This window comes from Bacillus sp. FSL W7-1346, from assembly GCF_038593335.1.
Lineage (GTDB): Bacteria > Bacillota > Bacilli > Bacillales > Bacillaceae > Bacillus > Bacillus altitudinis.
On the sequence record NZ_CP151988.1, the window covers coordinates 134166 to 146831 of the forward strand.

The 12666-nt window shown below is 41.9% G+C and carries 21 protein-coding genes; all 21 read left to right on the forward strand.

Annotated elements, in window-relative coordinates:
* Positions 1-12 precede the first annotated feature (12 nt).
* A complete protein-coding gene (gene fusA, locus NST09_RS00715; protein ID WP_007496301.1) occupies positions 13-2091 on the forward strand; it encodes an elongation factor G in 2079 nt (692 codons plus the stop codon).
* 117 nt (positions 2092-2208) lie between these two features.
* Positions 2209-3399 carry an elongation factor Tu gene (gene tuf / locus NST09_RS00720; protein ID WP_007496302.1) on the forward strand — a complete coding sequence of 397 codons (1191 nt, stop codon included), beginning with the start codon at positions 2209-2211 and terminating at the stop codon, positions 3397-3399.
* Between the two features lie 108 nt (positions 3400-3507).
* The gene (locus tag NST09_RS00725; protein ID WP_116307699.1) at positions 3508-4467 is read left to right on the forward strand and encodes an alpha/beta hydrolase; all 960 of its coding nucleotides are present in this window, start codon (positions 3508-3510) and stop codon (positions 4465-4467) included.
* A gap of 218 nt (positions 4468-4685) precedes the next feature.
* Complete coding sequence (rpsJ, locus tag NST09_RS00730) at positions 4686-4994, forward strand: 30S ribosomal protein S10 (protein WP_003156464.1); 309 nt, start codon at positions 4686-4688, stop codon at positions 4992-4994.
* Between the two features lie 37 nt (positions 4995-5031).
* The gene (gene rplC, locus NST09_RS00735) at positions 5032-5661 is read left to right on the forward strand and encodes a 50S ribosomal protein L3 (RefSeq protein WP_007496311.1); all 630 of its coding nucleotides are present in this window, start codon (positions 5032-5034) and stop codon (positions 5659-5661) included.
* 27 nt (positions 5662-5688) lie between these two features.
* Positions 5689-6312, forward strand: a complete 624-nt coding sequence (gene rplD / locus NST09_RS00740; RefSeq protein ID WP_007496312.1) for a 50S ribosomal protein L4 — start codon at positions 5689-5691, stop codon at positions 6310-6312.
* Positions 6312-6599, forward strand: a complete 288-nt coding sequence (rplW, locus tag NST09_RS00745; protein ID WP_003217016.1) for a 50S ribosomal protein L23 — start codon at positions 6312-6314, stop codon at positions 6597-6599. Before rplD ends, rplW begins: the two co-directional genes overlap by 1 nt.
* A 28-nt stretch (positions 6600-6627) precedes the next feature.
* Positions 6628-7461 carry a 50S ribosomal protein L2 gene (gene rplB / locus NST09_RS00750; RefSeq protein WP_007496314.1) on the forward strand — a complete coding sequence of 278 codons (834 nt, stop codon included), beginning with the start codon at positions 6628-6630 and terminating at the stop codon, positions 7459-7461.
* 57 nt (positions 7462-7518) lie between these two features.
* Positions 7519-7797: a 30S ribosomal protein S19 gene (gene rpsS / locus NST09_RS00755; protein WP_003216920.1), complete on the forward strand. Its 279-nt coding sequence runs from the start codon at positions 7519-7521 to the stop codon at positions 7795-7797.
* Between the two features lie 17 nt (positions 7798-7814).
* Complete coding sequence (gene rplV, locus NST09_RS00760; RefSeq protein ID WP_007496316.1) at positions 7815-8156, forward strand: 50S ribosomal protein L22; 342 nt, start codon at positions 7815-7817, stop codon at positions 8154-8156.
* A gap of 3 nt (positions 8157-8159) precedes the next feature.
* Positions 8160-8816: a 30S ribosomal protein S3 gene (rpsC, locus tag NST09_RS00765; protein ID WP_003217241.1), complete on the forward strand. Its 657-nt coding sequence runs from the start codon at positions 8160-8162 to the stop codon at positions 8814-8816.
* A 1-nt stretch (position 8817) separates the two neighbouring features.
* Positions 8818-9252, forward strand: a complete 435-nt coding sequence (gene rplP / locus NST09_RS00770) for a 50S ribosomal protein L16 (protein WP_003225801.1) — start codon at positions 8818-8820, stop codon at positions 9250-9252.
* Entirely contained in the window at positions 9242-9442 is a 201-nt protein-coding gene (gene rpmC, locus NST09_RS00775; protein WP_003217155.1) for a 50S ribosomal protein L29, read from the forward strand. The genes rplP and rpmC overlap by 11 nt, the downstream gene beginning before the upstream one ends.
* A 25-nt stretch (positions 9443-9467) precedes the next feature.
* Positions 9468-9731: a 30S ribosomal protein S17 gene (gene rpsQ / locus NST09_RS00780; protein ID WP_003216906.1), complete on the forward strand. Its 264-nt coding sequence runs from the start codon at positions 9468-9470 to the stop codon at positions 9729-9731.
* 39 nt (positions 9732-9770) lie between these two features.
* On the forward strand, positions 9771-10139 hold the full coding sequence (gene rplN, locus NST09_RS00785) for a 50S ribosomal protein L14 (protein ID WP_003216882.1): 369 nt from the start codon (positions 9771-9773) through the stop codon (positions 10137-10139).
* A gap of 35 nt (positions 10140-10174) precedes the next feature.
* Complete coding sequence (rplX, locus tag NST09_RS00790; protein ID WP_007496325.1) at positions 10175-10486, forward strand: 50S ribosomal protein L24; 312 nt, start codon at positions 10175-10177, stop codon at positions 10484-10486.
* Positions 10487-10511: 25 nt separating this feature from the next.
* Positions 10512-11051 (forward strand): 50S ribosomal protein L5, encoded by a 540-nt coding sequence (rplE, locus tag NST09_RS00795; RefSeq protein ID WP_003217159.1) that lies wholly within the window; start codon positions 10512-10514, stop codon positions 11049-11051.
* A 22-nt stretch (positions 11052-11073) separates the two neighbouring features.
* The gene (gene rpsN / locus NST09_RS00800; RefSeq protein ID WP_008356542.1) at positions 11074-11259 is read left to right on the forward strand and encodes a 30S ribosomal protein S14; all 186 of its coding nucleotides are present in this window, start codon (positions 11074-11076) and stop codon (positions 11257-11259) included.
* 31 nt (positions 11260-11290) lie between these two features.
* Positions 11291-11689, forward strand: coding sequence for a 30S ribosomal protein S8 (rpsH, locus tag NST09_RS00805; RefSeq protein WP_007496327.1), 399 nt, complete (start codon positions 11291-11293; stop codon positions 11687-11689).
* Positions 11690-11720: 31 nt separating this feature from the next.
* Complete coding sequence (gene rplF, locus NST09_RS00810; RefSeq protein ID WP_008345395.1) at positions 11721-12257, forward strand: 50S ribosomal protein L6; 537 nt, start codon at positions 11721-11723, stop codon at positions 12255-12257.
* A 32-nt stretch (positions 12258-12289) separates the two neighbouring features.
* On the forward strand, positions 12290-12652 hold the full coding sequence (gene rplR, locus NST09_RS00815) for a 50S ribosomal protein L18 (RefSeq protein WP_003216951.1): 363 nt from the start codon (positions 12290-12292) through the stop codon (positions 12650-12652).
* Positions 12653-12666: the final 14 nt, after the last annotated feature.

Below are 12666 nucleotides of genomic sequence, written 5' to 3' on the forward strand. Positions count from 1 at the left end.
AGAAATTACCCAATGGCAAGAGAGTTCTCCTTAGACAAAACTCGTAATATTGGTATCATGGCTCACATCGATGCCGGTAAAACGACAACGACTGAGCGTATCTTGTACTACACTGGTCGTATCCATAAAATTGGTGAAACTCACGAAGGAGCTTCACAAATGGACTGGATGGAGCAGGAGCAAGAACGTGGTATTACAATCACTTCTGCTGCTACTACAGCACAATGGAAAGGTTACCGTGTAAACATCATTGATACACCAGGACACGTAGACTTCACTGTTGAAGTTGAACGTTCTTTGCGTGTACTTGATGGTGCGGTTGCTGTTCTTGATGCACAATCAGGTGTAGAGCCTCAAACTGAAACAGTTTGGCGCCAAGCAACAACTTACGGAGTACCTCGTATCGTATTCGTTAACAAAATGGATAAAACCGGTGCGGACTTCCTTTACTCTGTAAGCACATTAAGAGATCGTCTTCAAGCGAACGCTCATGCAATTCAATTGCCGATCGGCGCTGAAGATCAATTCGAAGGAATCATCGACCTTGTAGAAAACGTAGCATACTTCTACGAAGATGACCTTGGAACTCGCTCTGATGCACAAGAAATCCCTGCTGAGTATAAAGATAAAGCTGAAGAGCTTCGCAGCAGCTTAATTGAAGCTGTCGCTGAGCTTGATGAAGAGCTTATGGAAAAATACCTTGAGGGTGAAGAAATCACAATTCCTGAATTGAAAGCTGCAATCCGTAAAGGAACGTTGAATGTTGAATTCTACCCAGTTCTTGTTGGATCTGCTTTCAAAAACAAAGGTGTTCAGCTTGTACTTGACGCTGTGCTTGACTACCTTCCTGCACCAACTGATGTTGCTGCAATTAAAGGTACATTGCCAGATACAAATGAAGAGGTTGTACGTGAGTCTACTGATGACGCACCATTCGCAGCTCTTGCATTTAAAGTTATGACTGACCCTTATGTTGGGAAACTAACTTTCTTCCGCGTATACTCTGGAACACTTGATTCTGGTTCTTACGTGAAGAACTCTTCTAAGAACAAGCGTGAGCGTGTTGGACGTATCCTTCAAATGCACGCAAACAGCCGTGAAGAAATCTCTACTGTATATGCAGGGGATATCGCAGCAGCTGTTGGTCTTAAAGATACATCTACTGGTGATACTCTTTGTGACGAGAAAAATCTTGTTATCCTTGAGTCTATGGAATTCCCAGAGCCAGTTATCGATGTAGCTATCGAGCCTAAATCTAAGGCTGACCAAGATAAAATGGGTATCGCTTTAGCTAAACTAGCTGAAGAGGATCCAACATTCCGTACACAAACAAACACTGAAACTGGTCAAACGATCATCTCTGGTATGGGTGAACTTCACCTTGATATCATTGTTGACCGTATGAAGCGTGAGTTCAAGGTTGAAGCTAACGTAGGAGCTCCTCAAGTTGCGTACCGTGAAACATTCCGTTCTAGTGCAAAAGTTGAAGGTAAATTCGTACGTCAGTCTGGTGGACGCGGTCAGTTCGGACACGTTTGGATCGAATTCGAACCAAACGAAGAAGGCGCAGGCTTCGAATTCACAAATGCAATCGTCGGTGGGGTTGTTCCACGTGAATACATTCCAGCAATTCAAGCAGGTCTTGAAGATTCACTAGAAAATGGTGTATTAGCTGGATTCCCATTAATCGACATCAAAGCAAAATTATTCGATGGATCTTACCATGATGTTGACTCTAACGAAATGGCGTTTAAAATTGCTGCATCTATGGCATTGAAAAATGCTGTCAGCAAATGTAACCCAGTTCTACTTGAGCCAATGATGAAAGTAGAAGTCGTTATCCCAGAAGAATACATGGGAGACATCATGGGTGATATCACATCTCGTCGTGGACGTGTAGAAGGTATGGAAGCTCGCGGTAACGCTCAAGTTGTTCGCGCTATGGTTCCACTTTCTGAAATGTTCGGATATGCAACTGCACTCCGTTCTAACACACAAGGACGCGGTACTTTCACTATGCACATGGATCACTACGAAGAAGTGCCTAAGAGCATCAGTGAAGAAATCATCAAAAAAAATAAAGGTGAATAATTGATTTTGCCTTTAAACTAAAGTATAACTACTATTGAAGATCAGAAAGTGGGAGGTAACTCTTCACTTTCTATCACTCATACCAAATACAATGAACCTTTAAGGAGGATTTTTAGAATGGCTAAAGAAAAATTCGACCGTTCCAAATCGCATGCTAACATTGGTACAATTGGACACGTTGACCATGGTAAAACAACTCTAACTGCTGCTATCTCAACAGTTCTTCATAAGAAATCTGGTAAAGGTACAGCTATGGCTTATGACCAAATCGATGGTGCTCCAGAAGAGCGCGAGCGTGGAATCACAATCTCAACTGCACACGTTGAGTATGAAACTGAAACTCGTCACTATGCACACGTAGACTGCCCAGGACACGCTGACTATGTTAAAAACATGATCACTGGTGCTGCTCAAATGGACGGCGCGATCTTAGTAGTATCTGCTGCTGATGGTCCAATGCCACAAACACGTGAGCACATCCTACTTTCTCGTAACGTAGGTGTTCCTTACATCGTAGTATTCCTTAACAAATGTGACATGGTTGACGATGAAGAGTTACTTGAACTTGTTGAAATGGAAGTTCGTGACCTTCTTTCTGACTATGACTTCCCTGGTGACGATGTACCAGTTATCAAAGGTTCTGCTCTTAAAGCTCTTGAAGGTGATGCTGATTACGAAGCAAAAATCTTCGAACTTATGGATGCGGTTGATGAGTACATCCCAACTCCAGAGCGTGACACTGAGAAGCCATTCATGATGCCAGTTGAGGACGTATTCTCAATCACTGGTCGTGGAACAGTTGCTACTGGTCGTGTTGAGCGTGGACAAGTTAAAGTCGGTGACGAAGTTGAAATCATCGGTCTTCAAGAAGAAAACGGTAAAACAACTGTTACAGGTGTTGAAATGTTCCGTAAACTTCTTGACTATGCTGAAGCTGGTGACAACATCGGTGCACTACTTCGTGGTGTATCTCGTGAAGATATCCAACGTGGTCAAGTACTTGCTAAACCAGGTACAATCACTCCACATAGCCGTTTCAAAGCTGAAGTTTATGTACTTTCTAAAGAAGAGGGTGGACGTCATACTCCATTCTTCACTAACTACCGTCCGCAGTTCTACTTCCGTACAACTGACGTAACTGGTATCGTACATCTTCCAGAAGGTACTGAAATGGTAATGCCTGGCGATAACACTGAGATGGAAGTTGAACTTATCTCTACTATCGCTATCGAAGAAGGAACTCGTTTCTCTATCCGTGAGGGTGGACGTACTGTAGGTTCTGGTGTCGTTTCTACTATCATTAAGTAATAACTGTTAAAAGAGACTCCTTGCAAAAGGGTCTCTTTTTTTGCTTTTCCAGTGCATAACGGCTACTATAAGCTATAGAATCTAAATGGAACCGAGAGGATCACTGGAATGGCGAAGACAATGTTGAAAAAATGGTTGATTGGCGGGCTTGATCAATGGATTATGATAAAAGAAGATCAAGCGGAAAAAACAAAACCTGTTTTATTATTTTTACACGGTGGCCCAGGCTCAGCTCAAATGAGTTATATCGATTCCTTTCATAAGGAACTTGATCAAGACTTCACTGTTGTCCATTGGGACCAGCGTGGTGCAGGACTGTCTTATCAAAAAAACATTCCTGAGTCTTCTATGACCATTGGGCAATTCGTAGAGGATACGATTGAGCTTACAGAAAAACTACTTTCCTATACTGATCAAGCGAAAATATACATTGCAGGTTATTCATGGGGATCATTAATCGCCATACAAGCTGTACATAAACGCCCAGATTTGTATCATGCCTATTATGGAATTAGTCAGGTGGTTGATGTATTAAAAGAGGATATTGTATCGTACGAACTTCTTCTAAAAAAATATCAAGGCAAGCATTTCTTCACTCGATGTCTAAGATTGCTGACACCACCCCCTTGGAAACGCACCTCTGCTCATGCTTTGTTCTCACTATATAAAGAGTTCGCAAAAGTAGGGCTCACGCATAGGTGGAAGCCCATTTTTCAAATGCTGTATGCATTTCTCGTTAGTAAGCATTATCAGCTAAAAGATAAGTGGAAATTCCTTATGGGACAGAAGTATAGCCAAGATATGCTGTGGGATGAGCTGATGAACGAAAGCATTCAATACCGAGTTTCTTCTATATTAATACCTTGCTACTTTATCATTGGGGAACATGACATGATTACACCAGCTGCTGTATCAAAACCATATGTTGATCAACTTACAGCACCAATAAAAGAGTGGTTTACTTTTAAAAAATCTGCGCATTCTCCGCATATTGAAGAGCCAGAAGAATTTATTCGTATCGTCAGGAAGACAGCTACACATCATCTTCAGGGAAAGCTTGATTTATAGGCTGAACCCCTGTATAATATGAAAAGTGTGCAAATCATAAATTTATCCGATTTATTATTGCAACACGCAGGCCAATTTGGTACAATAGTGCATGTTGGTCTTTGACTGCGATGAAGTGAGAGGTTGCTGACACACCCGGCCGCTTTGCCATGGCAAGGTGATCAGGTTTTTCTCACGGAGAACTGTCTAACGTAAGTAGGCGAAAAGGAGGGAAAATAATGGCAAAACAAAAAATTCGTATTCGTTTAAAAGCATATGATCATAGAATTCTTGATCAATCTGCTGAGAAGATTGTTGAAACGGCTAAGCGTTCTGGTGCTAGTGTATCTGGTCCAATTCCGCTTCCAACTGAAAAATCAGTTTACACAATCCTTCGTGCGGTGCATAAGTACAAAGATTCTCGTGAGCAATTCGAGATGCGTACTCACAAACGTCTAATCGACATCGTGAATCCAACTCCGCAAACAGTTGATGCACTTATGCGTTTAGATTTACCATCCGGTGTAGATATCGAAATCAAACTTTAATTCAAATAGAAAACACATATTATAGGAGGTGTGACGAATGACCAAAGGAATCTTAGGTAGAAAAATTGGTATGACGCAAGTATTCGCAGAAAACGGTGATCTTATCCCTGTAACTGTTGTTGAGGCTGCTGCTAACGTTGTTCTTCAGAAGAAGACTACTGACACGGATGGCTATGAAGCAATCCAAATCGGTTTTGACGACAAACGTGAGAAGCTTTCTAACAAACCAGAGAAAGGCCACGTTGCTAAAGCGGAAACTGCTCCTAAGCGCTTCGTAAAAGAATTACGCGGTGTGGAGTTAGATGCGTATGAAGTTGGTCAGGAAGTCAAAGTTGATATTTTCGCAAATGGAGATATCGTAGATGTAACAGGAACATCAAAAGGTAAAGGATTCCAAGGGGCTATCAAACGCCACGGACAATCACGCGGACCAATGACTCACGGTTCACGTTACCACCGTCGTCCTGGTTCAATGGGACCTGTTGATCCAAACCGAGTATTCAAAGGTAAACTTCTTCCAGGACGTATGGGCGGAGAGCAAATCACTGTCCAAAATCTTGAGATCGTTAAAGTTGATGCAGAACGCAATCTTCTTTTGATCAAAGGTAACGTACCAGGAGCTAAAAAATCTCTAGTAACTGTAAAGAGTGCAGTTAAAACTAAATAACTCTCTTAGGAAAGGAGGAAACAAGTCATGCCAAAAGTAGCATTATTTAACCAAAACGGTTCTACTAACGGTGAAATCGAATTAAACGCTTCTGTGTTTGGAATTGAGCCAAACGAAAGCGTAGTATTCGATGCTATTCTTATGCAAAGAGCTTCCTTACGTCAAGGAACTCACAAAGTAAAAACTCGTTCTGAAGTACGTGGCGGAGGTCGTAAACCTTGGAGACAGAAGGGTACAGGTCGTGCTCGTCAAGGTTCTATCCGTTCACCACAATGGCGCGGAGGCGGTATCGTATTCGGTCCAACACCACGCAGCTATTCTTATAAATTACCTAAAAAAGTTCGCCGCTTGGCTATCAAGTCAGTATTGTCTTCTAAAGTAATCGACAACAACATCATCGTTCTTGAAGATCTTACTCTTGATGCAGTGAAAACGAAAGAATTCGCAGGCATCCTTAAAGGGTTATCTGTTGAGAAGAAAGCGTTGATCGTCACTGCGGATGCAAACGAAACAGTTGCTTTATCTGCTCGTAACATCCCTGGAGTAACAGTTGTTGAAGCTAACGGTATCAACGTTCTTGACGTTGTCAACCACGACAAACTTCTGATCACTAAAGCAGCGGTTGAAAAAGTAGAGGAGGGACTTGCATAATGAAAGATCCTCGTGATGTTCTAAAGCGCCCTATCATTACTGAACGTTCTGCTGATCTAATGACAGAGAAGAAGTATACGTTCGAAGTTGATGTCAGAGCTAACAAGACAGAAGTGAAAGACGCTGTTGAAGAAATCTTTGGAGTGAAAGTTGAGAAAGTCAACGTTCAAAACTACAAAGGTAAATCAAAACGCGTTGGACGCTACACTGGTATGACTAGCCGTCGCAGAAAAGCGATCGTGAAATTAACTGCTGACAGCAAAGAAATCGAAATTTTTGAAGCGTAAATCTTAAAAAGAAGGAGGGAAATTCAAAATGGCGATTAAAAAGTATAAACCAACCAGTAATGGTCGTCGTGGCATGACTACTTCAGATTTTGCTGAAATCACGACTGACAAACCAGAAAAATCGTTGCTTGCACCGCTTCACAGAAAAGGCGGACGTAACAACCAAGGTAGATTGACTGTTCGTCATCAAGGTGGCGGTCACAAACGTCAATACCGTATCATCGACTTTAAGCGTGATAAAGACGGTATACCTGGACGCGTTGCTACAATCGAGTATGATCCAAACCGTTCAGCGAACATCGCTCTTGTAAACTATGCAGATGGTGAGAAACGTTACATTCTTGCTCCGAAAGGAATCCAAGTTGGTACTGAAGTTACTTCTGGACCAGAAGCTGACATCAAACCAGGTAATGCTCTTCCACTTATCAACATCCCAGTTGGTACAGTTGTGCATAACATTGAATTAAAACCAGGTAAAGGTGGACAATTAGTTCGTTCTGCTGGTACTTCTGCTCAAGTTCTAGGTAAAGAAGGTAAATACGTTCTTGTACGATTGAACTCTGGTGAAGTACGCATGATCCTTTCTGCTTGCCGTGCGACTATCGGTCAAGTTGGAAACGAACAACACGAACTAATCAACATCGGTAAAGCTGGACGTTCTCGCTGGAAAGGCGTACGCCCAACAGTTCGTGGTTCTGTAATGAACCCTAACGATCACCCACACGGCGGTGGTGAAGGACGCGCTCCAATCGGACGTAAATCACCAATGTCTCCATGGGGTAAACCGACTCTTGGATTCAAGACTCGTAAGAAAACCAACAAGTCTGATAAATTCATTGTACGTCGTCGTAAAAACAAGTAACGGGGTTGTCTACGGTTCATTTAGGACCGTAGTTCAATCACGAAGGGAGGTTCCACAATGGCTCGCAGCTTAAAAAAAGGACCATTTGTTGATGATCATTTGATGGCTAAAGTCGAGAAATTGAATGAAACTGACAAAAAGCAAGTCGTAAAAACTTGGTCTCGTCGTTCTACAATTTTCCCACAATTCATCGGTCACACAATCGCTGTCTATGACGGACGCAAACATGTACCTGTTTTCATTTCTGAAGATATGGTAGGTCACAAATTGGGCGAATTCGCACCAAGCCGTACTTACAAAGGTCATGCTAGTGACGATAAAAAAACAAGACGCTAATGAGAGGAGGCTTTTAAATGCAAGCTAAAGCTGTCGCAAGAACAGTCCGTATTGCTCCTCGTAAAGCACGTCTAGTAATGGACCTGATCCGAGGTAAGCAAGTAGGAGAAGCAGTTTCTATCTTAAACCTTACACCTAAGGCTGCTTCACCAATTATTGAAAAAGTATTAAAATCTGCTATCGCAAATGCTGAGCACAACTACGAGTTGGACGCTAACAGCCTAGTGATTACTCAAGCATTCGTTGACGAAGGTCCAACACTTAAGAGATTCCGTCCACGTGCTATGGGTCGTGCGAGCGCAATTAACAAACGTACTAGCCACATTACAATCGTTGTATCAGAAAAGAAGGAGGGATAATCCGTGGGTCAAAAGGTAAATCCAGTAGGTCTTCGTATTGGCGTCATTCGTGATTGGGAATCTAAATGGTTCGCAGGAAAAGATTACGCTGACTTCTTACATGAAGACTTGAAAATCCGTGAATTCATCAGCAAGCGTTTGTCTGACGCGTCTGTTTCTAAAGTAGAAATCGAACGTGCTGCAAACCGCGTAAATATCACAATCCACACGGCTAAACCAGGTATGGTAATTGGTAAAGGCGGATCTGAAGTTGAAGCACTTCGTAAAGCTCTTAACAGCCTAACTGGCAAACGTGTACACATCAACATTCTTGAAATCAAGAGAGCAGATCTTGATGCTCAGCTAGTTGCTGAAAACATCGCTCGTCAACTTGAAAATCGTATTTCATTCCGTCGTGCACAAAAACAAACAATCCAACGCACAATGCGTGCTGGAGCACAAGGAATCAAAACAATGGTTTCTGGTCGTCTTGGCGGTGCAGATATTGCTCGTTCTGAATATTACAGTGAAGGTACTGTTCCATTGCACACACTTCGTGCTGACATCGACTATGCTACTGCTGAAGCTGATACTACTTATGGTAAGCTTGGCGTAAAAGTATGGATCTATCGTGGAGAAGTCCTTCCAACTAAGAAGAATACTGCGGAAGGAGGAAAATAATATGTTATTGCCAAAACGCGTGAAGTATCGCAGAGAACATCGTGGAAAAATGCGTGGTCGTGCAAAAGGCGGTACTGAAGTACATTTCGGTGAGTTCGGTATCCAAGCTCTTGAAGCTTCTTGGATCACTAACCGTCAAATCGAAGCTGCTCGTATTGCTATGACTCGTTACATGAAACGTGGCGGTAAAGTTTGGATCAAAATTTTCCCTTCTAAGCCATACACAGCTAAACCTCTAGAGGTCCGCATGGGTTCCGGTAAAGGTGCTCCAGAAGGCTGGGTAGCTGTAGTAAAACCGGGCAAAGTTTTATTTGAAATTTCTGGTGTGTCTGAAGAAGTTGCTCGTGAAGCTCTTCGTCTTGCATCTCACAAATTGCCAATTAAAACGAAGTTCGTAAAACGTGAAGAAATTGGTGGTGAATCAAATGAAAGCTAATGAAATTCGTGACCTTACCACTGCTGAAATTGAACAAAAAGTAAAGTCTCTTAAAGAAGAACTTTTCAATCTTCGTTTCCAATTAGCGACTGGGCAGCTTGAAAACACTGCTCGCATTCGTGAAGTGCGTAAATCAATCGCACGCATGAAAACTGTGATTCGTCAAAGAGAAATCGCTGCTAATAAATAATAATTAGAGGGGAGGCCCCGCAAACATGAGCGAACGTAACCAACGTAAAGTGTATCAAGGTCGTGTTGTTTCTGACAAAATGGATAAAACCATCACTGTTGTAGTTGAAACATACAAAAAGCATTCACTTTATGGCAAACGTGTAAGATACTCTAAAAAGTTCAAAGCACATGATGAAAACAACCAAGCAAAAATCGGAGACATCGTAAAGGTCATGGAAACTCGTCCATTATCTGCGACTAAACGCTTTCGTCTAGTTGAAGTTGTCGAAGAAGCTGTTATTATCTAATAAAGTTCGGATTTCTTTTTCCGAAGGGAGGTAACATTAATGATTCAACAGGAGACTCGTTTAAAAGTAGCTGACAACTCTGGCGCACGCGAAGTACTAACGATTAAAGTTCTTGGTGGCTCTGGACGTAAAACGGCTAACATCGGTGATGTCATTGTTTGTACGGTTAAACAAGCAACACCAGGAGGCGTTGTCAAAAAAGGTGAAGTTGTGAAAGCAGTTATCGTTCGTACTAAGAGCGGAGCTCGCAGAAACGATGGATCTTACATCAGTTTTGATGAAAATGCATGTGTCATCATCCGTGACGACAAGAGCCCACGTGGAACTCGTATCTTCGGACCAGTAGCACGTGAACTTCGTGAAAATAACTATATGAAAATTGTTTCTTTAGCACCAGAAGTACTTTAATGAATACAATCCGCGACTCAAGGAGGTGCGATTAAATGCATGTTAAAAAGGGCGATAAAGTAGTGGTTATCTCTGGTAAAGATAAAGGTAAACAAGGTGTCATCCTTGCTGCTTTCCCTAAAAAGGACCGTGTTTTAGTAGAAGGTATTAACCTTGTGAAAAAACACTCTAAACCAACCCAAGCTAACCCTCAAGGCGGAATTTCTGAACAAGAAGCGCCGATCCACGTATCAAACGTAATGCCGCTTGATCCTAAAACGGGTGAAGTGACACGTATTGGATATAAAGTTGAGGACGGAAAGAAAGTCCGTGTAGCGAAAAAATCTGGGCAAGTTCTAGATAAATAGTAAATAAGGAAGGGAGGTCTTTCTCATGAACCGCCTTAAAGAAAAGTATGTAAAAGAAATTACACCTGCATTAGTTTCTAAGTTTGAATACAAATCAGTAATGCAAGTGCCAAAAATCGAAAAAATCGTGATCAACATGGGTGTTGGTGACGCCGTTCAAAACGCTAAAGCAATCGATACTGCTGTTGAAGAATTAACGTTTATCGCTGGTCAAAAACCTGTCGTTACTCGTGCGAAGAAGTCTATTGCTGGATTCCGTCTACGTGAAGGAATGCCAATCGGTGCGAAAGTAACACTTCGCGGAGAGCGCATGTACGATTTCCTTGATAAACTTATTTCTGTATCTTTACCACGTGTACGTGACTTCCGCGGGATTTCTAAGAAATCTTTCGACGGTCGTGGAAACTACACGCTTGGTATTAAAGAACAGTTAATCTTCCCAGAAATTGATTACGATAAAGTAACAAAAGTCCGCGGTATGGATATCGTTATCGTTACGACTGCCAACACGGACGAAGAAGCACGTGAGTTATTAACTCAAGTAGGTATGCCGTTCCAGAAATAATCAATGAAAGGGAGGCGAAATCGTGGCTAAAAAGTCTATGATTGCGAAACAACAACGCAAACAAAAGTTTAAAGTTCAAGAGTATACGCGCTGCGAACGTTGTGGACGTCCACATTCAGTAATTCGCAAGTTTAAACTTTGCCGTATTTGTTTCCGCGAACTTGCATATAAAGGACAAATTCCTGGCGTTAAAAAAGCCAGCTGGTAATCCCCATAAATGGGAAGGAGGTTATTAAATAATGGTTATGACAGATCCGATTGCAGATTTGCTGACTCGTATTCGCAATGCGAACATGGTACGTCATGAGAAGCTAGAAGTACCGGCTTCAAAAATCAAAAGAGAAATTGCTGAAATCTTAAAGCGTGAAGGTTTTATCCGTGACGTTGAGTACGTCGAAGACAGCAAACAAGGAATTATCCGTTTGTTCCTTAAATACGGCCAAAACAACGAACGTGTTATCACTGGTCTTAAAAGAATCAGTAAACCTGGTTTACGCGTATATGCGAAATCAAATGAAGTACCACGTGTACTTAACGGACTTGGAATCGCAATTATTTCTACATCACAAGGTGTTTTATCGGACAAAGAAGCCCGTGCTAAACAAGCTGGTGGAGAAGTACTTGCTTACGTATGGTAAAAAAAGTTTAAGATGAATGGAGGTGCTTGGTATGTCTCGTATAGGTAAAAAGCTAATCGAGATCCCTTCAGGAGTAACTGTGACAAACAACGATAACACAGTGACAGTAAAGGGACCAAAAGGTGAACTAACTCGTGCATTTCACCCTGATATGGAAATTAAAATTGAGGACAACGTCTTAACTGTAAGCCGTCCGTCTGAAAATAAAGAACACCGTGCATTACATGGTACAACACGTAGCTTAATTGCAAACATGGTTGAAGGTGTATCTAAAGGTTTCGAAAGAGGTTTAGAACTAATCGGTGTCGGTTACCGTGCAGCTAAATCTGGAAACAAACTTGTTCTTAACGTTGGATACTCTCACCCAGTTGAAATCGTTCCTGAGGCTGGAGTTGAAGTAGAAGTTCCATCTCAAACGAAAGTAATCGTTAAAGGTATCGATAAAGAGCGTGTAGGAGCTCTAGCTTCTAACATCCGCGCTGTCCGTGCTCCAGAGCCTTACAAAGGTAAAGGAATTCGTTACGAAGGTGAATTCGTTCGCCGTAAAGAAGGAAAAACTGGTAAGTAAGATCGCTTAATGTGAAGAAAGGAGTGACTCGGATGATTACGAAAACTAGCAAAAACGCTACTCGTCTTAAAAGACACGCTCGTGTTCGTGCGAAACTTTCAGGTACTGCTGAAAGACCTCGCCTTAACGTTTTCCGTTCTAACAAGAACATCTACGCTCAAGTAATTGATGATGTTAACGGTGTAACACTTGTAAGTGCTTCTACTCTTGATAAAGAGTTAAAGATCGAGAATAGTTCTGACGCTGCAGCTGCTACTAAAGTTGGCGAACTTGTTGCAAAACGTGCTGTTGAAAAAGGCATCTCTAACGTGGTATTTGACCGCGGAGGATACTTATATCATGGACGTGTAAAAGCTCTAGCTGAAGCTGCTCGTGAGGCTGGACTTAAATTTTAATAAAAGAAGGAGGG